The organism is Pseudomonas sp. C11 (genome assembly GCF_034683865.1).
Taxonomy (GTDB): domain Bacteria; phylum Pseudomonadota; class Gammaproteobacteria; order Pseudomonadales; family Pseudomonadaceae; genus Aquipseudomonas.
The window spans coordinates 78,074-102,723 of sequence record NZ_JAWIIP010000017.1 but is presented as its reverse complement, the minus strand read 5'-3'; the positions used below and the strand labels follow the sequence as shown (position 1 = coordinate 102,723).

Below are 24,650 nucleotides of genomic sequence, written 5' to 3'. Positions count from 1 at the left end.
GACTGCGCACATCCCGCGCCTGGGCGAGAGAAAAATATTCACTTGCATGAACTTGCGCTTTTTATGGCCAAGGGGCTGGCATGCCGGTGCAGTGAGGGTAGCATCATCGCTCAACCGGAGAATGTGATGGCGCCACTGGAACATCTGCAGGTCTTTCACAGCATGAGCCAATCGCCCAATGCGCACCTGCATGCGCGGGCCGATCTGGGCGCTGGCCTGGCGCTGGCGCGCTGGAGCAATGCCCACGACTCCCGCGATTACGTCGCCCCGAGCCATCACACCCTGTCGTGCTACCTGAGCGGCGGCACCGGCACCTTCCGCCGTGAGCAGCCGTTTGCCAAAGGCGCGCCGGATCGCCTGTGCGTCATGCCGGCCGGGCATGAGTCGGCCTGGATCATCAATGGCAAGGTGCAACTGGCGCACCTCTATATCGAACCGGAGCGTTTCGCCCTGGGCGCCGTCACCTTGCTCGACCGCGAACCGCGTAGCCTGCAACTGACAGAGGCCACCTTCCTCGAGGACGCCGAGCAGGCGACTCGTTTCCGTCAGTTGTGCACGCTCGACTGGCAGGAGCCAAGCGAGCGCGTGTTGGCCAGCAGCCTGGCGCATGACCTGCTCGACCACGCCCTGCTGACCCAGGTTGGCCTGCGTCAGGGCCTGCAACTGAAAGGCGGCCTGGCGCCACACCAACGTCGCCAGTTGCGCGACTATATCGAGCAGCACCTGGCCGAACCGCTGCCGCTGAGCGAGCTGGCCGGCCTCTGCGCCCTCTCGGAATACCATTTCGCGCGCATGTTCCAGATCAGCTTCGGCCTGCCGCCGCACCGCTACGTACTCGCCAGGCGCCTGGCTCAGGCCTGCCATCTGCTGCGCCACGGCACACTGGCGCTGGGCGAGGTGGCCCTGGCCTGTGGTTTCGCCAGCGCCAGCCACTTCAGCAATCGTTTCCGCCAGGCCATCGGCGCCACGCCCGGCCAGTACCGTAACGCCTTTATCTAGCATCGCTGCAATCTCGTCGGCACGCCTGCTAATCGCCGTGCAGCTATGCGAGAATTTGCGGCTTTGCATCGATCAACGGCTGTTTCATGCGCCTCGCTACTGCTCGCTCGAGTCATCGTCGATGACCCTGGATATCCATCACCTGCACCAGGACGACTGGCGCTCCGAATTCGGTGCCGGCGACTTGCGCCGTGGCATCGCCTACGCGGAAGAAAAGCGCAGCAAACTGCTCAGCCTCAGGGACAACAGCCTGCTCGCCAATTGCCGCGGATCCGGCTGGGAGACCTACCAGCAACGCATCACCCTGCACCCTTACGGGCGCAAATGGAGCGTGACCGGTCACTGCACCTGTCCGGTGGGTTTCAACTGCAAGCATGTAGCCGCCGCCCTGCTCACCCTGGAAGCCCAGCAACGCGCTGGCAGCGACCTCTCGACCATCATCGTGGCCGACAAGGAACTGGCGGAAACGCGTCTGGAGGGCATCGCGCCCACGGCCATCCTCAGCCTGGGGAGCCAGGTGCGCGTGCATTTCGATGCGCGCAAGGGGCGCATGCAGGAGCAGACCCAGCACCGCGCCGCACTGGCCTTCGACTATGCCGGACACAAGGTCTTCGGCAAACCGGCCAAGGATCTGGTCAAGCGTCTGGATGCAGAAACCAATCTGCGCCTGATCCGCGATGGCGCCGCCGAGGCCGCTCTGCGCAAGCGCCTGGAAAGCCTTGGCCTGCAGGTAGCCTTGCGCCAGAGCGATGCACTGCCGGCGGAAGCAGGCGAGCCATTCGAGCTGGAACGCGAGCGCGACTGGCTGAATTTCGTCCAGCAGCAGTTGCCGCAGTTGCGCGCCGAAGGCTGGCAGATCCACATGCGCCCCGACTTCCAGTACAACCTCGCCGAGGTCGACAGCTGGTACGCCGAGGTCGAGGAAGATCCGCAGCAGAACTGGTTCGATCTGGAGCTGGGCATCGAAGTCGAAGGCCAGCGCCTGAGCCTGCTGCCGATCCTGCTCCAGGCCATTCGCCGCACGCCCTGGCTGCTGGCGCCCGAAGCGCTGGCCCAGCGTGCCGATGAAGACCGCCTGCTGGTCAACCTGCCACACGGCGGCAAACGCATCGCCCTGCCCTTCGCTCGCCTCAAGCCATTGCTGGCTACCCTGGGCGAGCTGTATTTCCGCGACCCGGGCGAAGACCATCTGCCGCTGCGCCTGGGCCGCGCCGATGCCGCGCGCCTGGGCGAACTCGCGCATGGTTCCGCACTGAGCTGGCAAGGGGGCGAAGAACTGCGCGGTTTTGCCCAGCGCCTGCAGAACCTGGCCGTGCGCGAGATAGCTCCACCCGAGGGCTTGCAGGCCGAATTGCGCAGCTATCAGTTGCAAGGCCTGAACTGGATGCAGACCCTGGCTGAACTGCGTGTCGGCGGCGTGCTGGCCGACGACATGGGCCTGGGCAAGACCCTGCAGACCCTGGCGCACATTCTCTGCGAGAAACAGGCCGGACGTCTCGACAGGCCAGCGCTGATCGTCATGCCCACCAGCCTGATCCCCAACTGGCAGGACGAGGCCGCACGCTTCACGCCCAGCCTGCGCGTACTGGCCCTGCATGGCAGCAAACGCAAGGCGCTGTTCGAGGAGATCGCCGAGCACGATCTGATCCTCACCACCTATGCTCTGCTACCGCGCGACCTCAAGACGCTGAATCAGCAGCGTTATCGCCTGCTGATCCTCGACGAAGCGCAGAACATCAAGAACCCGCGCAGCAAGGCGGCTACTGCCGCCGCTCAGGTGCAGACCGACCTGCGCCTGTGCCTGACCGGCACGCCCCTGGAAAACCACCTGGGCGAACTCTGGTCGTTGTTCCATTTCCTCATGCCGGGCTGGCTGGGCGACGCCAAGGCCTTCACCCGTGACTACCGCACGCCCATCGAGAAACGTGGCGACGCCCAACGCCTGAACCACCTGAATGGACGTATCCGCCCCTTCCTGCTGCGCCGTACCAAGGAACAGGTGGCCAGCGAACTGCCACCGAAGACCGAGATCGTCCAATGGGTCGAGATGACGCAGCTGCAACGCGACCGTTACGAGACCCTGCGCCTGGCCATGGATCAGAAGGTGCGTGACGAAATCGCCCGCCAGGGCCTGGCGCGCAGCCACATCGTCATCCTCGAAGCGCTGCTGCGCCTGCGCCAGAGCTGCTGTGACCTGCGCCTGCTGGGCGAGGCGGACCAAGCGCTGCAGGCCAGCGACTCCGGCAAGCTCAGCGCGCTGCTGGACATGCTCGAGGAGTTGGTCGCCGAGGGCCGCCGCGTGCTGCTGTTCTCGCAGTTCACCTCGATGCTGGCACTGATCGAAGCGGAGCTTCTGGCACGCGACATCGGCTACGCCAAACTGACCGGCAGCACCCAGGATCGGCGCACGCCGGTGCAGCGCTTCCAGGCCGGGGAATTTCCGGTGTTCCTGATCAGCCTCAAGGCAGGCGGCAGCGGCCTGAACCTGACCGCCGCCGACACCGTGATTCACTTCGATCCCTGGTGGAACCCCGCCGCCGAAGCCCAGGCCAGCGACCGCGCCTATCGCATCGGCCAGGACAAGCCGGTATTCGTCTACAAGCTGATCGCCCGTGGCAGCGTCGAGGAAAAGATCCAGCAATTGCAGCAGGCCAAGGCCAGCCTGGCCAAGGGCGTACTCGAAGGCAGCAGCCAGGGCCAGTGGCAACTGGATGAAGCCGATCTGGCAGCGCTGTTCGCACCACTCGACTGACACCGCGTCTCGTAGGGTGGATCGCGCTCCATCGATCCACCGTGACGCCCGCCCTGGTAGATGAGAAGAGCGTCATTCACCCTACGCGTCAATCCGACGTATCGTCGCGCTCGGCCTCGGCATCCTCGCGATTACGCGGTTTGCTGCGCGGATTGGGCGCTGCCACGGCTGGGAAACGCGACGAGGCATAGCGCACCACCAGAATCGCCAGCGCCAGCAGCAGAATCGCGCCCGATACCATCACCACACCCCAGCTCGGCTTGTGGGTATGGGAAATATCGGAGATCAGCAAACGCGTCAGTGCCGTGATCGCCACATAGATCATGAAGCGAATCGGCATGTGGTTGGTCTTGAAATAAATCCCCACCATCGCTGCCAGTTCCAGGTAGATGAACAGCAGCAGGATGTCATCGACCGTGATGTGGCCTTTCTCCAGCATGCCGAGGAAAGCCATCACACCCGCCCAGGCGGTGATCGCACCGATGGCGAACAACGCCAGATAATGGAAGGCCTCCATCAACAGGTTGCCCAGCGATTCGGCCAGGCCATGCAGCCCTTCGCGCAGACGTTCCGCCCAATTCATTCCGTACTTCTCCCCAAAACCGGCATCGACGCCTGAGCGCTCGGGATGAGCGCTCCCCAAACGAGGATGCAGGAAAAAGACCAACTACAGGATGAAGCTGGAAGATGACCGCAAGACACAGCCTTACACAGCGGCCAACACCGGAGAGCGGGATTCAGGCCAGGCATAACAGTGCTTGCCGGCCTCCTTGGCACGATACATCGCGGTATCGGCTGCCGCGACCAGCCGGCGCCTGTCCTCACCGTGCTCGGCATAGAGCGCCAGCCCCACGCTGACACCGACCCGCACCTGCGGATGCTGCGGCAGCAGGGCGCTGTCTAGTACCTCGATCAAACGTGCCGCCAAGCGTTCGACGGCATCGGCATCGCCTGCCGCGATCACCGCGAATTCGTCTCCACCGAGCCGTGCCAACAACTCGCCCTCGCGTATCACCGTCTGCCAGCGCGCCACCACCGCCTTGAGCAGCGCATCTCCGGTCGCGTGCCCAAGCTGGTCGTTCACCGGCTTGAAACCGTCCAGATCGAGGTACAGCAGCGCCACCTGCCGCTCACCGCGGCGCGCCAACGCCACGGCCTGATCGAGTGCGTCATTGAATGCACGGCGATTGGGCAGTTGCGTCAGGCTGTCGTGCTGCGATTCGAACGCCAGGCGCTGGAGCAACTCGGCACGCTCGCGCAAATCCTTGCGCAGGTCGACGAACAGCAGCGTCAGCAGCCCCAGCATGAGCACGGCACCGCCACCGCCGCCCCAAAGTGCCAGCGCCGACCGCGTGACCAGATCCTGCTTCTGCTCGAGCAGGGCTGCGCTCACGCCGCTGCGAATATGGGCAATGCGTGCTCGCAGTTCGTCCATATAGACCTTGCCCCTGGGTTCCAGCCCCTCCGGGCGGTCTTTGCCGTTCTGGCGACGCCGCGCAATGCTATCGGCCAACTCGTCGCGCTTGAGCCGACTGAGCTGCGTAATGGCGGCAAGATCAGCTGCGTAGGAGTCGAGCACCGGGTTTTCGAGCAACTGCTCCAGTTGACCGTCGACCAGCTTGATTGCCCGTTCGTATGGCGCCAGGTAGCGCTCATCATTGCTCAGCAGGTAGCCGCGCTGACCGATCTCGGCATCCTGCAGGCTGGAGAGCAGCTCGGAAAGCAGGTAAAGCGACCGATACAAATCCTGTACAGAGCGTCCATTCGACAAGCTGGTCTGACTGCCCCAGATGGCACCCACCAGCAGCATCAGGCTGAGGTAGAACAGCGCCACGAGCGCAAGCAGCTTGCGCTCGACTCGACCAATTGAGTTGAACATGTAGACCTCGCGCCAAAGGGTCAACGAAGGTTTCGGTAGTGCTCTGACGACACCCTAGCGGCCAATGAGATAACGGTTCAAAACGGGATTTGCACCAGCATCTGCCGATGGATTCTGGGCCTGCCGTGACATATACACAACCTGTACAGCACAACTTATTTGCCGGCTCGCAAAATATGCCATCACGGCGCAAACTTCTGTCTTTGACTCGCCCAAGGAGCAACACATGCGACTTCTATCGATCGGTACCGCTGCCCTGATCGCCTGGTTCAGCCTGCCCGCCCATGCCCAGGCGCCGGCCCAACAGAAAACCCAGGTGCCAGGCTACTACCGCATGATGCTCGGTGAGTTCGAGGTCACCGCGCTCTATGACGGTTACGTCGACCTTCCCAGCACCCTGCTCAAGGGCATTGGCGACAAGGATCTGCAGGATCTGCTGGCGCGTATGTTCGTGCAGTCCACGCCTGGCGTGCAGACCGCAGTCAATGCCTACCTGGTCAACACCGGCAACAACCTCGTGCTGGTCGACACCGGCGCCGCGCAATGCTTCGGCCCCACCCTCGGCGTGGTAGAACGCAACCTCGAGGCATCCGGCTATACGGCCGATCAGGTGGATACCGTCCTGCTCACCCACCTGCATCCGGATCACGCCTGCGGCCTGCTGAAAACCGACGGCACCCCGGCCTACCCCAACGCCACCGTGGAGGTTCCCAAGGCCGAAGCGGACTTCTGGCTGAGCGAGGCGAACATGGCCAAGGCGCCCGAAGGCATGCAGGGCATGTTCAAGCTCGCCCAGACCGCTGTTGCGCCCTACATCAAGGCCGGCAAGCTCAAGCAGTACCAGAACGAAGGTACGTTGCTGCCCGGTATCGACCTGGTATCCAGCATCGGTCATACGCCTGGGCACACCTCCTACCTGTTCAAGTCGGGCGAGCAGCGCCTGCTGGTCTGGGGCGACATCGTGCACAACCATGCCGTGCAGTTCGCCAAGCCGGAGGTGGTGATCGAGTTCGACGTCGACAGCGACAAGGCGCGTGAGTCGCGCCAGCGTCTGCTGGCCGAAGCGGCTCAGGACAAACTCTGGGTTGCCGGCGCGCACCTGCCCTTCCCCGGTCTCGGTCACGTGCGCAAGGAAGCACAGGGCTACGCCTGGGTACCAGTCGAGTTCAGCCCGGTGCGCAGTGATCGGTGAATATCGGCTCACTCGCTGCTGGCCAAATGGCAGCGAGTTCTTTATGCTTCGAACACTGTATAAATACACAGCAAACAACTGACACGCATGAAGGCAGATGAGGTGATGAATGGCCGTCGAAGTGGTGTACCGCAGCAGTCGCGATCCGGAGCATTTGTTCATGGATAAGGCCGAAGCCGATCGTTACGACAAGATGCTCGAGCTGGCCGAGCGGCTGACCGAGGTGCTGCACAAGGCCGTTCCCTCGCTGAGCGAGCAGCAAGGCGAAGAACTGGGCATTTATATGGCCAAGAATCGCGATGTGTTCGCCAAGGCCTTCAAGAACCAGCCCGACGCACTCGACGAGCTGGGCGAGAACGCCGAATGATGTCCCCTTGGCCCCGCATCTGCGGGGCTTTCTTTTTATGGGGTAGCTCAGGCGCCGTACAACAGCCGCTCGGCCAACTGGTCGGCAACGCGCGCGGGGGAACGTTTGTCCGCCTGGGCATGAGCGTAGATTTCCGTCAGCCGCTGCCTGATGCGGGCCAGATGGGCGGTGACCGCACTCGGCGGTTCGCCAAGATGGCGCAGGGCGACATGGATCAAGCCGCCGGCATTGATCACGTAGTCCGGCGCGTAGAGGATGCCGCGCGCCTCCAGTGACTCGGCCACGTCCGGGCTGGCCAATTGATTGTTGGCCGCGCCCGCCACGGCAGCACAACGCAAATGAGCAACCGTCTGCATGTCGAGCACGCCACCCAGGCCACAGGGGGCGAGGATGTCACACGGCGTGGTGAGCAATGCCTCGCATGCCACCGGATGCGCCCCCAATTGCTCGACGGCGAGCTGCACGCGACCACCATCGAGGTCGCTGACCAGCAGCTCGGCGCCTGCGGCATGCAGGGCCTCGGCCAGCGCGAACCCAACGCTGCCCAGCCCCTGAATGGCGACGCGCAGCCCATCCAGATCATCATTGCCCAGCCGTGCCATGGCCGTGGCGCGAATACCGGTGAATACGCCCATGGCCGTGAGCGGCGAAGGATCGCCCTGCTCGCTGGTGCTGGTGACGTGCTGGGTATGCCGGGCGATGCAATCCATGTCGATGCTTGAGGTGCCGCTGTCGGTGGCGGTGATATAGCGGCCACCCAGGGTTTCGATGAAGCGTCCGAATGCCTCGAACAACGACGCCCGGTTCTGCACATGGGGCTCGCGCAGAATCACCGCCTTGCCCCCACCCTGCTCCAGGCCCGCCAGCGCCGCCTTGTAGCTCATGCTCCTGGCCAGGCGGATGGCATCTTCGATGGCACTGCGCTCATCGCCATATTGCAGATAACGGCAGCCACCCAGTGCCGGCCCCATACGGGTGTTGTGGATGGCGATCACGGCACGCAGGCCGCTGGCCGGATCCTGCACCAGGTGCAGGGCCTCGAGGCGGGCCGCTTCCATCGCAGCAAACATGGCAGGCTCCCCGTCTGAACGTGTCCACCCAGTATAGGCCGCAGGCCGAAACTGGACGCCCGACCGACAAAGCGCTACAAACCAGAGACCAAGCGGAGATTGTGCGATGAGCCCACGTCAAGCCTGTCTGCTGTGTCTGGAGCGCGAGCCGCCGGCCTTTTTCGAAGCGGCACTGTGGATTGCCGCCGAGCATGACCCGCACCTGCAACCGGCTCAGGCGCTGGCCGATCTGCATGGCCTGCAGGTACAGATCGATGCCGGCCTGCCGGAACTGCCGCGGCGTGAGCTGGCGCAACCGCTATTGCGACGCCTCAGCGAACTGGACTACCTCGAAAATGACGAGGGCCCGACACGCCCTCGCCACGCGCTGCTGCACGAAGTGCTGCGCTGGCGGCGCGGCCAGCCGCTGGTCCTGGCCTTGATCGCGCTGGAACTAGCCAGACGTCTGGATATACCGCTGCAGGGCGTGAACTTTCCCGGGCACTTTCTCCTGCGCGTGCCTGGCGCCGATCACCTGCTCGATCCCTGTGGCGGGCGCCGCCTGTATACGCGCGACTGCCGCGAACTGCTGCTGCATCACCTGGGGCCGGCGGTGGAACTGAGCGCAACGCATCTGCAAGGCGCCGACGCACGCGGCATGCTGCAGCGTCTGTCACGCAACCTGCGTCACCTGCACCTGCAACAGGACGACCACCTGGCCGCGCTCAAGGATGCCGAGCGCGTGCTGCAGCTGGGCCCGCCGAATCTGGCCGATCACCTGGCTCGCGCCGACATCTATCACCGCCTGGAATGCCCGCAGGGCGAACGCTACGACCTGCAGCATGCGCTGCTGCTATGCGAGGAAGTCGGGCAACGCCTGCACCTGAGCCAACGCCTGCGTAATCTGGAGGCGGTAACGGCACTGCATTGAAATCAGGCCGAGGCTGATTGGGTGTGGAAGCTGAAGTAGTAGCGCAGCGCGTCGATCATCTCGATGTAATCCGCCGGCGGTGCAACCAGGGCAAAACCTGAGTCGTAGCTGCCTGGCGTGACGTCCTCGCGGCACCACTGGCAATTGGCGGAAAAGTCGATGAAATGCGGGCCACTCAGACCCGGCAATTTCAGGCGCATGTCGAAGCAACCGCCGACCAGCATGGGTAACTGACTGATCAGCATCAGCCCGTCCACCGAAACATTGCCGATGGACCCCATCGGCTTGTCGGTGATACGGTTGAACACCTTCAGGTAGTAGGGCAGTTGGTGCCGCTCGATTCGACGTTGGCTACGCATGGTGGCATATCGCTACAAGGGATTGGAGTATGCGCCCCTGGCCGCCACCACACCAGCCTCAGGAGCACCGCTCGGCGAGCCGTTCGCGCACCTGGCGACGAGCGGCGTCGAGCTCTTCATCACTGTAGTAGATTCGTTCGCCGTTGGCGCCCTCGCGGAAATACCGATAGCCATCGGGCAACTGCGCCAGGCGCTGGCGCAACTCGCGACATTCGCCGTCGCGCTCCTGACGCTGCTGGGCGGCCGTGGCGGCGGCTTGCTCGCGCTCGGCCTGACGCGCCTGGTAGTAGCGCTCGCTGCGTGCCTCACGTTCGCGGGTGTGGGCGTCGCGCTCGACCACCTGCGGTTTGACCTCGACCCGCTCGGCACCATTGACCGGGCGCTGGCCAAAATGCACCTGCCCCTGTGCATCGGTCCAGCGATAGATTTCCGCACCTGCCAGAGCCGGCAGTAACGACGCGATCAGCAGCAGACGGCGCATGTTCATCCTCCATGAACGAAGGCCGTCAGCTTATACCGCCACGCGGAACCGGCAAAGACGCACTGCCCGCCACTTACAGGGCGCCTCTAAAAACGTAGGCGAGGCAGCCAGCGCAATACCGATGGCGGCCCCGCAAAAACAGGCGAAAAACGCTCGGAGTCGCGTTCGACTTTACGCGCTGTAAATGAGCATTTTGATCGGACTCGCGCACGAGCCTGTTTTTAACGCAGCGATGGCAACGCACGACTGCATGGATGCAGGAGGTAGAGCGACGCAGGAAGCCAAAGCCGAGGTAGTTTTTAGAGGTGCCCTACAGCGGAGCCGGGCTGGGTTTGGCCGGCGCACCAGGCGTGTAGTGGCCGAGCTGCTCCAGCGTCTGCAGACGTGCCCGCGCACGGTAGGCGTACTCGCTGGCGGGGTAACGGGTAATGATGAACTGATAGGTCTGCGCCGCGTCGACGAACAGGCTTTCCCGCTCCAGGCACTGGCCACGCAACAGGGAGATTTCCGGCTGCACGTAGCTGCGCGAGCGGCTCTGCCGCTCGGCCTGCGAAAGCTCCAGCGCAGCCTGGGCGCAATCACCTTCGTTATAGGCGCGATAGGCATTGTTCAGGTGATGATCGAGCGAGACACGGGAACAACCCGTAGCAGCCAGGGCCACGGCCAGAATGATCAGGGTACGCATGGGCAAATCCTCCAATGAGCAGTGTATCGACAGCGTGGAGAAAAACTGAACAGCCACAAACCTCCGATGGGTTGTGCAGCCATCGCCTTGCACCTTGAACAGCTCACACTAGACTGCGGGCCACCGGTCGATTACGGCCAAGGAGCCCGCATGCCGCTCACCCGCCTGCTTCCCATTACCCTCGGCGCCCTGCTGTTGAGCGCCTGTGCGCCGACCACGCCATTGTTCGTCGCCCAACTGACCACCAACGAGGTGGTGGAATACAAGGCGCTCAAGGCCAAGCGCATGGCGGCAGCCATCGAAGAGGAAGGTGATCTGCTGACCTACAGCGCCCTGGCCATTCGCGATGCCCACAGCGACAAGGCCGAAGCGCTCTACCTGGAGGGCTACCGCGACACCCGCCTGAGCAGCGAGGTGCGCGCCATCGCGCTGTACCAGATCGGCCTGATCTACATGAACGCCTTCAATGATCAGCGTGATGACACCCGGGCACGCAATTATTTCTACCAGGTGATCAACGAGTTTCCCGCCACGCACACCGCCAGCCGCGCCGAGGAGCGCATCACACTGATGCGCCAGCGCGACGCGCAGCCCATCCAGCAGAACGCACGCGAACGCCTGGCGCAGTGGCAGCCGAGCCAGAATCTCGATCTGTACCAACCCAGCCTCGATCCGGACATGACCCTGCTGTCGCGCCGCGCCGTGCTCAAGGGCCGCGTCGCCGAAGCCGAAACGCTCTACCAATTGGGCCTGGCTGACCCGCATGTACCGGCCGACATCAAGGAGAAGGCGCTGTATCAACTGGCACTGATGCACATGGCGCCCGACAACCCGACACCGGATCGCGACAAGGCCATTGCCTACCTGCGCCGCCTGCTGGCGCAATACCCCAACGGCGCACTCGCCGCGAAAGCGGCTCGCCACCTCGATCTGGCGCTGAACCCGGGGCAACGCTGACCCACATCAATGCCGGATGGCCTGCGCTGACCTGTAATGCGGGAACTCCCCCAAGGCGAGGCCCCGTCATGAAACTCGAACGCCTGCTGGTGATCATCGACCCCGACCAGGATCAGCAACCCGCCCTGCAACGCGCGCTGTGGCTGGCCCGCCAGAGCGGCGTGCGCCTGCATCTGCTGCAGGTGGACTACCACCCGCGCCTCGAGAACGGCCTGCTCGACGGGCACATGCTCAAACGCGCCCGCGAAGCGCTGCTGCAACAGCGCCAGGACAGCCTGCACGCCAGCGTCGCCGAATTTATCGACGAGGGGCTGCAGATCGACGTGGAAGTGCGCTGGCACAAGCACCGTCATGAGGCCATTCTCGCCCGAGCCGCCGAGCTTCAGGTCGACCTGCTGCTCAAGTCCGCCCACCCCGGAGGCATGCTGCGTCGCCTGCTGTTCAGCGACACCTGCTGGCAACTGATCCGCCATTGCCCAATGCCGCTGTGGCTAGTGCACGACATGCACTGGCGTGGGCAGCGCATGTGTACCGCGCTCGACCCGTTGCACAGCGCCGACAAACCGGCCGCACTCGACCACAAGCTGATCCGCGAAAGCCAGGCATTGCAGATGCAACTCGGCCTGCAGGGCGATTACGTGCATGCCCTGGCGCCAATGCCGCATTCGCTGCTGTTCGATGCCGAGGTAGCCCAGGCGTATGACGACTACGTGACGCGCAGCGCTCAGGCGCATCGCCAGGCCTTCGACACTCTGATCGGCCAGTATCCGATCGCCGCCGAACGCGCCCACCTGCTCGACGGTTTCGCCGAAGACGCCATCCCGCATTTCGTGCACAAGCACAATATCGATCTGCTGGTGATGGGCGCCATCGCCCGCGGCCAACTGGACAGCCTGCTGATCGGCCATACCGCCGAACGGGTGCTGGAGCGCGTGGAGTGCGACCTGCTGGTGCTCAAAGCGGACGACAAAGGGTAGTGCACAGGAACAATGACTACAGCGAAAGGCCGTAGTAGCCTCCCAGGCATAGTCCACTAGGGAGTTCGTGCATGACCTTTCGCCGCACCAAAATCGTCGCCACCCTGGGCCCAGCCAGCAGCTCGCCGGAAGTGCTGGAACAACTGATCCTCGCCGGCCTGGACGTGGCCCGTCTGAACTTCTCCCACGGCACGCCCGACGATCACAAGGCGCGTGCCGCTCTGGTTCGTGAACTGGCTGCCAAGCATGGCCGTCATGTCGCCCTGCTCGGCGACCTGCAAGGCCCGAAAATCCGTATCGCCAAGTTCGAGAACAAGCGCATCGAACTCAAGGATGGCGACCTGTTCCGCCTCTCCTCCAGCCACTCGCGCACTGCGGGCACTCAGGACGTGGTCGGCATCGACTACCCTGCGCTGATCCAGGATTGCGACGTTGGTGACGAACTGCTGCTCGACGACGGCCGCGTGGTCATGCGCGTCGAACTCAAGGGCGCCGACGAACTGCATTGCCGCGTACTGATCGGCGGCCCGCTGTCGGACAACAAGGGCATCAACCGCCGTGGTGGCGGCCTGACTGCTCCGGCCCTGACCGAGAAAGACAAGGCCGACATCAAGGTCGCCGCCGAGATGGATCTGGACTACCTGGCCGTGTCCTTCCCGCGCGACGCTGCCGACATGGACTACGCCCGTCGCCTGCTCACCGAAGCCGGCGGTACCGCCTGGCTGGTGGCCAAGATCGAACGCGCCGAAGCCGTGGCCGATGACGAAGCCCTCGACGGCCTGATCCGCGCCAGTGACGCAGTAATGGTCGCCCGTGGCGACCTGGCCGTGGAAATCGGCGACGCCGAGCTGGTCGGCATCCAGAAGAAGATCATCGCTCACGCCCGTCGCCTGAACAAAGCCGTGATCACCGCGACCCAGATGATGGAGTCGATGATCCACAGCCCGATGCCGACCCGCGCCGAAGTCTCCGACGTGGCCAACGCCGCGCTGGACTACACCGATGCGGTGATGCTGTCGGCCGAGAGCGCCGCCGGCGAATACCCGGTCGAAGCCGTACAGGCCATGGCCCGCGTGTGCCTGGGTGCCGAAAAGCACCCGACCAGCAAGCAGTCCAGCCACCGTCTGGGCCGCACCTTCGAGCGCTGCGACGAAAGCATCGCCCTGGCCACCATGTACACCGCCAACCACTTCCCGGGCGTCAAGGCCATCATCAGCCTGACCGAGAGTGGCTACAGCCCGCTGATCATGTCGCGCATCCGCTCGTCGATCCCGATCTTCGCCTTCACCCCGCACCGCGAAGCCCAGGCCCGCGTGGCGCTGTTCCGCGGCGTCTACACCGTGCCGTTCGACCCGGCTTCGCTGCCGGCGAACAAGGTCAGCCAGGCCGCGGTGGACGAGTTGCTCAAGCGCGGCGTGGTGGAACCGGGTGACTGGGTCATCCTGACCAAGGGCGACAGCTACCACGGCACCGGCGGCACCAACACCATGAAGATCCTGCATGTCGGCGATCCGATGGTGTGATCCAGGCGTGAATGCAAGAGGCCGCTCAGTGAGCGGCCTCTTCGTTTCTGGGGCTCAGGTACGCACGAAATAGGCAATGCCGATCAGCGCCAAGCCGCCCAGCACCAACCACAATGTGCCATCGACCAGGTAGGGCAACCCCATCAGTCCCAGGCCACAGAGAAACGGCACGGGTTTGCTCTGGCGTCGCCCGTAGATGACGAAGCCCAGGCCGATGCTGCCGAACAGCAAGCCCCAGAGCAGCGCGGCAGCGTCCATCAGGCGAACCTCGTGAAATCCGCCGGGCGCCGTTGCATGAACGCCGTCAGCGCCTCGATGGCCTCCGGTGAGCGCAAGCGTTGACCGAACAAGGCACCCTCCTCCTCGATCACCTGGCGCAGTTGCTCGCGATCCGGTGCACGCATCAGGCGCTTGCTGTCGGCGAGCGCCGATGGCGCCAACTGGAGAAACCGCCGCGCCATCTCGCGGGCCTTGCCAAGTGTCGCGGCGCCATCGTCGAGCGCCTGGTTGGCGATGCCCCAGGCCGCCGCCTGCTCGCCACTGAAGCTCTGCCCGAGCAACAACAACTCGGCAGCGCGTGCGTGCCCGAGCAGGCGCGGCAGAATCAGACTGGAACCGTACTCCGGGCACAGGCCGAGGTTGACGAAAGGCATCTTCAATTGCGCATCACGGCTGACGTAGACCAGATCGCAATGCAGCAGCAAGGTGGTGCCGATGCCGACTGCGGGGCCCGCCACCGCCGCCACGACCGGCTTGGGAAAGTCGAACAGTGCGCGCATGAACTGGAATACTTCACTGTTCAGCCCGCTGGGCGGCGCCTGCAGGAAATCGCTGACATCGTTGCCACTGGTGAAGCAATGCTCGCCGCCGGTCAGCAATACCACGCGCACGCTGGAGTCGCGCGCAGCCTCATCCAGCACCTCGGCCATGCCGGCGTACATGGCGCGGGTCAGCGCGTTCTTCTTGTCCGGGCGCTGCATGCGCAAGGTCAACAGGCCGTCGTCACGCGCGATAGACAGGTACTCGCTCATCAGGCACTCCGCAGCGCCATCGGCAGACGACCTAGGCGCGGGTCAGAAAGGCGTCGGCGAGCATCTGGCCGCGCGGCAAACCGGCCATGTAGAGGCGCCGCGCGAAGCTCTCGACCGTCGTGGGATGGCCGCAGAGTAAGGCGAGGGTCTGCCGCGAAACAAGGCGCAGTTCAGCCAAAGCAGCCGGCAACTGCGCCGCCGTCACCTGTTCGAGCTGCAACTGTGGATGAGCAGTAGCCAGCGTCTGCAAGGGCTCGGCCAGGTAATGCTCGGCCGGCTCCGCAGCGACATGCAGCAGGCGAATGGGCGCTGCATGCTCCTGGCGCAGGGCTTCGCGCAGCACGCCGAACAGCGGCGCCAGGCCGGTACCTGCGGCCAGCAACCAGAGCGGACGGGCCTGCCAGTCGGGGTCATAATGCAAGGCGCCGCCACGCAGCTCGCCCAGACGCAGCGTATCGCCCACAGCCAATGAACGCGCCGCATCGGCGAAGGCTCCGCTATGGCCGCAGTCGATATGAAACTCCAGCCAGGTGTCCTCCGCCGGCACGCTGGCCAATGAATAGGGCCGCGCCACTTCGCCACACCACAGCACCAGGTGCTGGCCGGGTCGATAACGCAAGGGACGGCTCGGCTGCAGGCGCAGACGCAATACCCGTGGGCTGAGCCAGTCGGCGCTCAGCACCTCGGCGGACATGCCATCACGTTGCGGATCGAAGGGCTCCACCTGCAGATCGTCGAGCACCTGGCACTGACAGGCCAGACGCCAACCCTCCGCGCGGCGCTCAGCCGGCAGCGCTTCAGGCAAACGATCCCGCGGCTCGCCACGCAGGCAGCGCACCAGGCAGGCATGACAATTGCCGGAGCGGCAGCTGTACGGCACGCTTACGCCATTGCCCAACAGGGCATCGAGCAGGTTGCTTTGTGCAGTGACCTGAAAGCTTCGGTCACCTACGCGCAGTTCAGGCATCAGCCTCATCCCAGGTGGCTTCGCAACGGTTACGACCACTGCGCTTGGCCTGGTAGAGCGCCTGATCGGCGCGGTGCAGTGCCTCGTCGAGGTCGTCTCCGGCACAGAGCAGGGTCATGCCCACGGAAAGGCTGAGATTATCCACCTTTACGCCCACCGGTTCAGCCCGACTGAAGGTTTCTCGTAGGCGCTCGCAGCAACTGCTGAACTGATCGGCATCGGTATTGGGCAGCAGCAGCACGAACTCCTCACCGCCATAACGGGCGATGGTATCGCCGTCACGCAGGCAGGAACGCGCCACGGAGGCAAAGGTTTGCAGCACGCGGTCACCGGCAGCATGGCCGTAGCGGTCGTTGATACGCTTGAAATGATCGAGGTCGATCAGCGCCAGGCCGTGCCGCTGCCCTGCATGCATCGCCTGCAGCTCACGCCCGGCCAAGCGCAGGAAATGGCGACGATTGAACAGGCCAGTCAACTCGTCGGTGGCGACCAGATCCTCGAGCTGGCGCATCATGCCGCGCAGCGTGTCCTGGTGCGCCTGCAGGGCGAAACGGCGCTGACGCATGCGCTTGCGCATCGCCTGCACGTAACTGGAAAACAGGCACAACCAGACCAGCAGAATGAACAGCACCCACACCTGCAACCAGGCCATGCTTGGGTCGACCAACTGCATGCGATAGGCCTCGAGCAGCACCATCGCGGCGAAACCGAGGAAGGCGAAGGCCGCGCAGCGCACGAACACAGGCGGGCGCAGCTGGAATACGCCGAACAGCAGGATCAGTACGTAGAAGACCATCATCACCCCGCGCGCGCTGTCGAACAGCGCCAGCACCGGGGGCTGCCAGGCCAGCGCTACCAGCACCTGAGCTTCAGTCAGGCTAGGGTCGGCGCAACGGAGATTGCGGCCGGAAAGAAACAGCCAGAGGAATACCAGCTGGCTGGCGAACACGCCCAGGGTGAGCCAGCCGGCGGTACTGACCGTACCGATGAACAGACCATTGAAGATGGCGAACCAGCAGACAAGCGCCATCATCGCGTAGGTCGTGACTGCCATGGCGAAGCGTTTGAGCAATAGTTTCTGCAAGCTGCGTTGCGAGGCGCGGCGGCTGATCGAGCTCATGGGCTCCGTCCCATACTGGCATCTGGCCGTACTCTACAGGCCTCCTCAGAAAAATCCTAGTTACAACTCAGCCGGGGTCAGCCCTTCTTCAACCTCGACTGCTGTGCCCCTCAACCCCGGCGCGTTATACTGCCGCGCCTTTTTCGTGGCCCGCCATTGCCGGCGGCCATTGTCCAGGCCGTCGCGGGACGATTTCCCCGACCTTTTTACGCCGTTGCGCCGGGTCATGATTCGGCGCTTCCTTATAGATGTTCCCTGACAGAGGAGCGCCCCAATGACCGTGATCAAGCAGGACGACCTGATTCAGAGCGTCGCTGACGCCCTGCAGTTCATCTCCTATTACCATCCCGTCGACTTCATCCAGGCCATGCACGAGGCCTACCTGAAGGAAGAGTCGCCGGCCGCCAAGGACTCCATGGCGCAGATCCTGATCAACTCGCGCATGTGTGCCACCGGCCACCGCCCGATCTGCCAGGACACCGGCATCGTCACCGTATTCGTCAAGGTCGGTATGGACGTGCGCTGGGACGGCGCCACCATGAGCGTCGACGACATGATCAACGAGGGCGTGCGTCGCGCCTACAACCTGCCCGAGAACGTTCTGCGCGCCTCGATCCTGGCCGACCCGGCCGGTGCCCGCAAGAACACCAAGGACAACACCCCGGCGGTGATCCACTACTCCATCGTCCCCGGTGACAAGGTGGAAGTGGACGTCGCGGCCAAGGGCGGCGGCTCCGAAAACAAGTCGAAGATGGCCATGCTCAACCCGTCCGACTCCATCGTCGACTGGGTGCTCAAGACCGTACCGACCATGGGCGCCGGCTGGTGCCCGCCGGGCATGCTCGGCATCGGCATCGGCGGCACCGCCGAGAAGGCTGCGGTAATGGCCAAGGAAGTGCTGATGGAGCACATCGACATCCACGAGCTGAAAGCCCGCGGCCCGCAGAACCGCATCGAGGAACTGCGCCTGGAGCTGTTCGAGAAGGTCAACCAGCTGGGCATCGGCGCCCAGGGCCTGGGTGGCCTGACCACCGTGCTCGACGTGAAGATCATGGATTACCCGACCCACGCCGCCTCCCTGCCGGTGTGCATGATCCCCAACTGCGCCGCCACCCGTCACGCTCACTTCGTGCTCGACGGCTCCGGCCCGGCCTCGCTGGAAGCGCCGGATCTGGACGCCTACCCGGAAATCGTCTGGGAAGCCGGCCCGAGCGCGCGCCGCGTCAACCTCGACACCATCACCCCGGAAGAAGTGCAGAGCTGGAAGCCGGGCGAGACCGTCCTGCTCAACGGCAAGATGCTCACCGGCCGCGACGCTGCGCACAAGCGCATGGTCGACATGCTGAACAAGGGCGAAGAGCTGCCGGTAGACCTGAAAGGCCGCTTCATCTACTACGTCGGCCCGGTCGATCCGGTCGGTGACGAAGTGGTCGGCCCAGCCGGCCCGACCACTGCCACGCGCATGGACAAGTTCACTCGCCAGATCCTGGAAAGCACCGGCCTGCTGGGCATGATCGGCAAGTCCGAACGTGGTCCGATCGCCATCGAAGCGATCAAGGACAACAAGGCCGTGTACCTGATGGCCGTCGGCGGCGCCGCCTACCTGGTGGCCCAGGCGATCAAGGCCTCGAAGACCATCGCCTTCCCCGAGCTGGGCATGGAAGCGATCTACGAATTCGAGGTCAAGGACATGCCGGTGACCGTCGCGGTCGACACCAAGGGCGAGTCGGTGCACAACACCGGCCCGGCGATCTGGAGCAAGAAGATCGCCGAAAGTCTGGCGGTGGAAGTGAAGTAAGGCAGTCGCAAGCGATAAGCTTCACACTGCAAGCAGAAGCCCGGCCAAGTGCCGGGCTTCTGCGTTTATGTGGCCCAGAAAAATCATCGAGGCGGCCAAGGAGCATATTGCCATCAAGCATATCCGGGCTCAGAATCGCCAACCTCAGCCTTACAGGGATGTTGCCATGGCCGTCATCAGTTACTACCGCCCACTCGCCGATTTTGACCAGAGCTCCTGGCTGGGTGAAGTCAGCGGCTCGAGCACCCGCCTCACGATTACAGATGGCTATCACAAGGAAAGCTTCACTGGCAGCTTCAGGTTCAATTACTGGGGCGATGCCGTCACTGGAGGAACGCTGAACGGTTACAGCTACACCCAGGATGGGACGCTGTTCATGAGCATCAGCGGGCTTTCCCTCAGCGCAGTTACTGTCTACAACCTCTACACCAGTCAACGAGCCGCCGAGCTGCTGCTACTCATGCATGCTGGCAACGATACCGTTAAAGGCTCGAAGTACGCCGATGTACTCGCGGGGTACGAAGGTAACGACAGCATCTATGGCTATGCCGGCGATGACCAACTGATTGGTGGTAATGGCAATGACCTGCTCGATGGCGGTACAGGTAGCGACACCCTGACTGGTGGTCTGGGCGACGATATCTATGTGATCGACAGCCTGACCGACGTGATCATCGAAAATGCCAATGAAGGCACTGACCAAGTCAGAGTGGACATCAACACGGTAGGCGGCAGCTACACCCTGGGCGCTAATCTGGAAAATGCTGCCCTGATCAACAAGGTCGCCTTCAATCTCGTGGGCAATGACCTGAACAACGTTCTGCTCGGCAACGCCGCCGCGAACCGCATCGATGGCGGCCTGGGTGCCGACACGATGAACGGCGGCGCTGGCAACGACACTTATGTGGTCGACGACATCGGTGATGTGATCATCGACAGTGCTGGTATCGACACGGTGGAGACCGACCTCAGCTATACCCTCGGCAACGGTCTGGAAAATCTCGTGCTGACCGGCAATCAGGCCATCTCCGGTACCGGCAACACTCTGGCCAACGTCCTGGACGGCTCGCAGAACGCCGCAGCCAACGAACTGCGTGGCCTGGGCGGTAACGACACCTATATCGTCGGAATCGGCGATACGGTTATCGAAGAAGCCAACGGCGGCATCGACTCGGTACAGTCCGCGTATAGCTATACCCTGGGTGATAACCTGGAGAACCTGACGCTGCTGGGCAGCACTCATATCGATGGCACGGGTAACGGCCTGGTCAACACCATCACCGGCAACGACGGCAACAACGTGCTCGATGGCGGCGCCGGCGTGGACACGCTGCGCGGTGGCAAGGGTAATGACACCTACATCATCGACCTGACCACGAAGAACACTCTGGAAGATAGCTTCGTTGAAAATGCCAACGAGGGCAGCGATACCGTCCAGTTGCGCGGTGGCAATGCGGCTCTGACCACGGTGGCGACCATCGCCCTGGCCAACAACTTCGAAAATCTCGACGCCAGTGCGACCGGAAGCACCCGCCTGAACCTGACCGGTAACGCGCTGGACAACGTCATTACCGGCAACGCGGCGAACAATGTGCTCAACGGCGGCGCCGGTGCCGATACCCTGATCGGCGGTGATGGCAACGACACCTACGTGGTCGACAATGTCGGCGATGTGGTCACCGAACAGGCCGATCAAGGCATCGACCTGGTGCAGGTTGCCATCGCCACGGCAGGTGGCACCTACACCTTGGGCGATCATGTCGAGAATGCCACGTTGACCAGCAAGGTCGCCTTCAACCTGACCGGTAACGACCTCGCCAACACCCTGATTGGCAACGCGGCGAACAACGTGCTCGATGGCGGTCTGGGCGCCGATGTGATGAACGGTGGCGCAGGCAATGACACCTACATCGTCGACGACAGCGGCGACGTGATCATCGACAGCGCCGGCATCGACACCGTGCGGGCAAGCATCGCCTACACCCTCGGCAACGGCCTGGAAAACCTGGAGCTGACCGGCGATCAGGCCATCTCCGGAACCGGCAACAATCTGGCCAACATCCTGGACGGCTCGCAGAACGCCGCAGCCAACGAACTGCGTGGCCTCGGTGGCAACGACACCTATATCGTCGGCGCCGGCGACACGGTGATCGAGGAAGCCAACGGTGGCATCGACCTGGTGAAGGTCTACGTGAGCTATGTCCTCGGTGACAACCTGGAGAACCTGAGCCTGCTCGGCAGCGATAACCTCAATGCGACCGGCAATGCCCTGACCAACACGCTGATCGGCAACGACGGCAATAACACCCTTGATGGCGGCGCTGGCGTGGATAAGCTGCTCGGTGGTAAAGGCGACGACACCTATATCGTCGACCTGACCAGCAAGAACACCCTGCAAGACTCCATCACCGAACTGGCTGGAGAAGGCAACGATACGCTCGTGTTGCGAGGTGGTAACGACACCCTCAAGGCCAGCACCCTTAAGCTTCAACTCCATCTGGAAAACCTCGATGCCAGCCAGACCGGCAGCGTCCAGCTCCACCTGACGGGCAACGCGCTCGACAACATCCTGACCGGTAACGATGCCGACAATATCCTCAGCGGAGAGGCCGGCAACGATCAGCTCTTCGGTGGCGACGGCAATGACATCCTGATCGGCGGTATAGGCGCAGACATACTCAGCGGCGGCGCTGGCAATGACATTTTCCGCTTCACTGCACTCAACCACCTGGGCTTGGGCGAGGGAAATCAGGACGTGATCGTCGACTTCGTCAGCGGCGAGGACACACTCGACTTCAAGGCATTCAAGGGCTACAGCTTCAAGGGCGACGATGCTTTCGATGGTACAAAGCAACTGCGCTACGAGCGTGTGGACGACGGTCTGATGCTTTATGGCAACAGTGGCGGCGATCTCAACCCGGACTTTTCCATCAAGCTACTCGGCGTCAGTCAACTGCAGGCTGGGGATCTGCTGCTCGGCTAAAAATAGCTGCGTATCGTCTCATCCGACCGCCCCTTCAGGCTCGCCCTCTGGATCGCTCGAATCGAACTCCGCCCTTATTGTCGGGCGGAGCTCATTCAGCTATCAGTCCCTGTCAAGGCAGCCGGGGGATCTTCCGGCCATAGCACTGGCCAGCAATACGCTCTCAGCGTTTTCCGGCTTGTAGCTGCTCTCGCCCGATGGTCAGATAACGCTCCATCTCCGCCTCCGGCACCATGCTGCCGCCCGTGGCCCAGACCAGATGGGTCGCCTGTGTCATACGTTGCGGCGTCAGGCCCATGCGCTGACGGTAGCCCTGCTGCTCGGCCAGCACACGCAGCACCCCCGGCATGCCGGCCAGGGCCGAAGGCTCCAGGCGCTGGCCTTCGGCCTGTTCCAGCAGCGCCAGGTAGCGGAACATCTGCTCGTCGCTGACCGTGTAGTAGCCATCGATCAGGCGCTGCATGGCCCGGCCGACGAAGCCGGATGGGCGGCCGACCGCCAGGCCATCGGCTGCGGTGCGGTTGTCGATGCCGAAATCCTGCACCGCCAGTTCTTCATGCCGGCCGGTGTGAACGCCGAGCAGCATGCACGGCGAATGCGTCGGCTCGGCGAACAGGCAATGCACCGCATCGCCAAATGCCAGCTTCAGGCCGAAGGCCACACCACCAGGCCCACCGCCGACACCACAGGGCAGATAGACGAACAGTGGATGCTCGGCATCGACCACGACCTTGGCCGCAGCCAGTTGCTGCTTGAGGCGTTCGCCGGCCACCGCGTAGCCGAGGAACAGGTACCTGGAGTTCTCGTCATCGACGAAGTGGCAGCGCGGATCACCTTCGGCCTGGCGCCGCCCCTGCTCCACTGCCACGCTGTAGTCGCTGGCATATTCGACCACGGTCACGCCATGGGCACGCAGCTTGTCCTTCTTCCACTGACGTGCATCGGCGGACATGTGCACCGTGGCCTGAAAGCCCAGCCGCGCGCTGATGATGCCGATGGACAGGCCGAGATTGCCGGTGGAGCCGACCGCCACCTGATAGCCACCGAAGAAGGAGCGCATCGCATCGCTGTCGAGGCAGGCGTAATCGTCATCGAGGCTGAGCAGGCCGGCGGCCAGCGCCAAATCCTCGGCATGCTTGAGCACCTCGTAGATGCCGCCGCGGGCCTTGATCGAACCGGAGATGGGCAGGTGACTGTCACGCTTGAGCCATAGCGCGCCAATCTCGCCTTCGCCCTGAATCTCTTCACTCAGCAAGGCCTGCATCTGCGGCAGAGGCAGGATGTCCGACTCGATGATCCCGGCGCTGGCGGCGGTCTGCGGAAAGACCCGCGCCAGATAGGGTGCGAAGCGCTCCAGGCGCGCACTGGCCTCGGCCACGTCAACAGCACTCAAGCCGACATCGCCGAGCGCCTCTGCGGCAGGTGCCACGGCAGGATTGAACCAACTGGTTTCGCGCAGGGCGATCAGCTCGTCGAGCAGCGGGTATTGCGCGCGCCAGGCGGCGAGCGGTTTGCCAAGGATCATGACGGTACTCCTGATTGCAGGCATCGGATTGAGAGCATTAGATAAGCCTGTCAGTCGCCTGGCAAAGGATGACTAGCGCGCAGCCGTACCGAAACGCCGGCGATAGTCACCCGGCGAGACGCCGACCAGGCGGGCGAACACCTTGCGGAAGGCTCCACTGTCGCGATAGCCCACCTGCCAGGCCACCTGATCGATGCTCTGGCGGGTGAATTCGAGCAGCTCGCGGGCCTTGGTCACACGCAACTGCTGGCAATACTCGGTGGGTTTCAGCCCGGTGGCCGCGCGGAAGCGCCGCAGGAAGGTGCGTTCACCCAGGCCGGCGCGAGCCGCCATGCTGGCCAGACTCGCCTCGGCGCCAGCGTCGCCCTGCAGCCAGTGCTGCACGGCCAACACCGCCGCATCGCCATGATCGAAGCTGGGCGCGAAGCTGCTGAAATGCCGCTGCGATTCGCGGTTCAGATCCACCACCAGAAAGCGTGCGGTTTCTGCGGCAATGGTCGGCCCCAGCAGGCGCGTCACAAGTGCCAATCCCAGGTCAGTCCAGGCCATCAGACCGCCGGCGGTGATCAGGTCACCATCGTCGATCACCATGCGCTCGGGCAGCACCTGAACCCTGGGAAAACGCGCCGCCAGTTCTGCTGCCAAGGCCCAGTGCGTGGTCACCGTGCGGCCGTCGAGCAGACCGGCATCGGCCAGTGGGAAGGCGCCCGCGCAGACCGAGGCCAGGGTCGCTCCGGTACCATGCAGGTGGCGCAGCCAGTCGTGGTAACAGGCGGCGAGCGGTTGCTCGGCGTCACCGTCAAGGCAGGGCGGCAGGATCACCACCTGCGGCGTGCCGGCGTCCTGCGGCTGGCTGTCGTACACCCGGCGCAAACGACCGCTCTCATCCGCCTGCCAATGGCTGATGCGCAAGGTAGGCAGGCCGTGGCGGTTCTGCTCGACGACCCGGCGGTTGGCCACGCCGAACAGATCGCCCAGGCCGTACACCGCAGCCAGTTGCACCCCCGGATACAGCAACAGTCCGATCTCCAGGCAACGTTCGCTCATTGTCAGTTTTTCCCCGCAGATTGTCGGC

The 24,650-nt window shown here is 63.6% G+C and carries 22 protein-coding genes; 10 read left to right on the top strand and 12 right to left on the bottom strand.

All coding sequences use genetic code 11. The annotated features are described in order from the left end of the window. Nucleotides 1–126 precede the first annotated feature (126 nt). Nucleotides 127–999, top strand: a complete 873-nt coding sequence (locus VC352_RS22400) for an AraC family transcriptional regulator (RefSeq protein WP_322981711.1) — start codon at nucleotides 127–129, stop codon at nucleotides 997–999. A 121-nt stretch (nucleotides 1,000–1,120) separates the two neighbouring features. Beyond that, nucleotides 1,121–3,751 carry a DEAD/DEAH box helicase gene (locus tag VC352_RS22395; RefSeq protein WP_322981710.1) on the top strand — a complete coding sequence of 877 codons (2,631 nt, stop codon included), beginning with the start codon at nucleotides 1,121–1,123 and terminating at the stop codon, nucleotides 3,749–3,751. A gap of 88 nt (nucleotides 3,752–3,839) precedes the next feature. Here the strand turns inward: VC352_RS22395 and VC352_RS22390 are convergent, their stop codons facing one another. Next, nucleotides 3,840–4,334 carry a phosphate-starvation-inducible protein PsiE gene (locus VC352_RS22390; RefSeq protein WP_322981709.1) on the bottom strand — a complete coding sequence of 165 codons (495 nt, stop codon included), beginning with the start codon at nucleotides 4,332–4,334 and terminating at the stop codon, nucleotides 3,840–3,842. Nucleotides 4,335–4,457: 123 nt separating this feature from the next. After that, on the bottom strand, nucleotides 4,458–5,630 hold the full coding sequence (locus tag VC352_RS22385; RefSeq protein ID WP_322981708.1) for a diguanylate cyclase domain-containing protein: 1,173 nt from the start codon (nucleotides 5,628–5,630) through the stop codon (nucleotides 4,458–4,460). 226 nt (nucleotides 5,631–5,856) lie between these two features. On the opposite strand from VC352_RS22385, the gene VC352_RS22380 reads away from it, so the two are divergent. Together VC352_RS22380 and VC352_RS22375 are read left to right on the top strand one after the other, a co-directional pair. Next, nucleotides 5,857–6,822: an MBL fold metallo-hydrolase gene (locus tag VC352_RS22380; protein ID WP_322981707.1), complete on the top strand. Its 966-nt coding sequence runs from the start codon at nucleotides 5,857–5,859 to the stop codon at nucleotides 6,820–6,822. Nucleotides 6,823–6,931: 109 nt separating this feature from the next. After that, entirely contained in the window at nucleotides 6,932–7,189 is a 258-nt protein-coding gene (locus VC352_RS22375; protein WP_322981706.1) for a YebG family protein, read from the top strand. Between the two features lie 47 nt (nucleotides 7,190–7,236). On the opposite strand, the gene VC352_RS22370 is transcribed toward VC352_RS22375, so the two are convergent. Then, nucleotides 7,237–8,259, bottom strand: a complete 1,023-nt coding sequence (locus tag VC352_RS22370; protein ID WP_322981705.1) for a Leu/Phe/Val dehydrogenase — start codon at nucleotides 8,257–8,259, stop codon at nucleotides 7,237–7,239. A 106-nt stretch (nucleotides 8,260–8,365) separates the two neighbouring features. On the opposite strand from VC352_RS22370, the gene VC352_RS22365 reads away from it, so the two are divergent. Continuing rightward, nucleotides 8,366–9,169: a SirB1 family protein gene (locus VC352_RS22365; protein ID WP_322981704.1), complete on the top strand. Its 804-nt coding sequence runs from the start codon at nucleotides 8,366–8,368 to the stop codon at nucleotides 9,167–9,169. A gap of 2 nt (nucleotides 9,170–9,171) precedes the next feature. Here VC352_RS22365 and VC352_RS22360 read toward each other — a convergent pair whose 3' ends face one another. From VC352_RS22360 to VC352_RS22350, 3 genes are all read right to left on the bottom strand, one after another. Then, entirely contained in the window at nucleotides 9,172–9,528 is a 357-nt protein-coding gene (locus VC352_RS22360; RefSeq protein WP_322981703.1) for a PilZ domain-containing protein, read from the bottom strand. A 58-nt stretch (nucleotides 9,529–9,586) separates the two neighbouring features. Next, a complete protein-coding gene (locus VC352_RS22355) occupies nucleotides 9,587–10,009 on the bottom strand; it encodes a DUF4124 domain-containing protein (RefSeq protein ID WP_322981702.1) in 423 nt (140 codons plus the stop codon). A gap of 310 nt (nucleotides 10,010–10,319) precedes the next feature. After that, nucleotides 10,320–10,694, bottom strand: a complete 375-nt coding sequence (locus tag VC352_RS22350; RefSeq protein WP_322981701.1) for a tetratricopeptide repeat protein — start codon at nucleotides 10,692–10,694, stop codon at nucleotides 10,320–10,322. Between the two features lie 150 nt (nucleotides 10,695–10,844). On the opposite strand from VC352_RS22350, the gene VC352_RS22345 reads away from it, so the two are divergent. The 3 genes from VC352_RS22345 to pyk all read left to right on the top strand — a co-directional run bounded on the left by VC352_RS22345 (nucleotide 10,845) and on the right by pyk (nucleotide 14,151). Continuing rightward, nucleotides 10,845–11,651, top strand: a complete 807-nt coding sequence (locus tag VC352_RS22345; protein ID WP_322981700.1) for a tetratricopeptide repeat protein — start codon at nucleotides 10,845–10,847, stop codon at nucleotides 11,649–11,651. A 68-nt stretch (nucleotides 11,652–11,719) separates the two neighbouring features. Next, nucleotides 11,720–12,628: a universal stress protein gene (locus tag VC352_RS22340; RefSeq protein ID WP_322981699.1), complete on the top strand. Its 909-nt coding sequence runs from the start codon at nucleotides 11,720–11,722 to the stop codon at nucleotides 12,626–12,628. Between the two features lie 71 nt (nucleotides 12,629–12,699). Beyond that, a complete protein-coding gene (gene pyk, locus VC352_RS22335; protein ID WP_322981698.1) occupies nucleotides 12,700–14,151 on the top strand; it encodes a pyruvate kinase in 1,452 nt (483 codons plus the stop codon). Nucleotides 14,152–14,205: 54 nt separating this feature from the next. On the opposite strand, the gene VC352_RS22330 is transcribed toward pyk, so the two are convergent. The 4 genes from VC352_RS22330 to VC352_RS22315 are packed head-to-tail and all read right to left on the bottom strand — an operon-like array spanning nucleotide 14,206 to nucleotide 17,269. Further along, complete coding sequence (locus VC352_RS22330; protein ID WP_322981697.1) at nucleotides 14,206–14,409, bottom strand: hypothetical protein; 204 nt, start codon at nucleotides 14,407–14,409, stop codon at nucleotides 14,206–14,208. Then, nucleotides 14,409–15,182, bottom strand: a complete 774-nt coding sequence (locus VC352_RS22325; protein WP_322981696.1) for an enoyl-CoA hydratase — start codon at nucleotides 15,180–15,182, stop codon at nucleotides 14,409–14,411. The genes VC352_RS22330 and VC352_RS22325 overlap by 1 nt, the downstream gene beginning before the upstream one ends. A gap of 31 nt (nucleotides 15,183–15,213) precedes the next feature. Then, nucleotides 15,214–16,149, bottom strand: a complete 936-nt coding sequence (locus tag VC352_RS22320; protein ID WP_322981695.1) for an iron-sulfur-binding ferredoxin reductase — start codon at nucleotides 16,147–16,149, stop codon at nucleotides 15,214–15,216. Then, nucleotides 16,142–17,269, bottom strand: a complete 1,128-nt coding sequence (locus VC352_RS22315; protein ID WP_322981694.1) for a GGDEF domain-containing protein — start codon at nucleotides 17,267–17,269, stop codon at nucleotides 16,142–16,144. The genes VC352_RS22320 and VC352_RS22315 overlap by 8 nt, the downstream gene beginning before the upstream one ends. A gap of 274 nt (nucleotides 17,270–17,543) precedes the next feature. Here VC352_RS22315 and VC352_RS22310 point away from each other — a divergent pair, with 274 nt between their 5' ends. After that, complete coding sequence (locus VC352_RS22310) at nucleotides 17,544–19,067, top strand: fumarate hydratase (protein WP_322981693.1); 1,524 nt, start codon at nucleotides 17,544–17,546, stop codon at nucleotides 19,065–19,067. Nucleotides 19,068–19,233: 166 nt separating this feature from the next. Then, a complete protein-coding gene (locus VC352_RS22305) occupies nucleotides 19,234–22,050 on the top strand; it encodes a calcium-binding protein (RefSeq protein WP_322981692.1) in 2,817 nt (938 codons plus the stop codon). A 163-nt stretch (nucleotides 22,051–22,213) separates the two neighbouring features. Here the strand turns inward: VC352_RS22305 and dsdA are convergent, their stop codons facing one another. Both dsdA and VC352_RS22295 read right to left on the bottom strand, forming a co-directional pair. Further along, on the bottom strand, nucleotides 22,214–23,575 hold the full coding sequence (gene dsdA, locus VC352_RS22300; RefSeq protein WP_322981691.1) for a D-serine ammonia-lyase: 1,362 nt from the start codon (nucleotides 23,573–23,575) through the stop codon (nucleotides 22,214–22,216). A gap of 72 nt (nucleotides 23,576–23,647) precedes the next feature. Beyond that, on the bottom strand, nucleotides 23,648–24,622 hold the full coding sequence (locus tag VC352_RS22295; RefSeq protein ID WP_322981690.1) for a GlxA family transcriptional regulator: 975 nt from the start codon (nucleotides 24,620–24,622) through the stop codon (nucleotides 23,648–23,650). Between the last annotated feature and the right edge of the window lie 28 nt (nucleotides 24,623–24,650).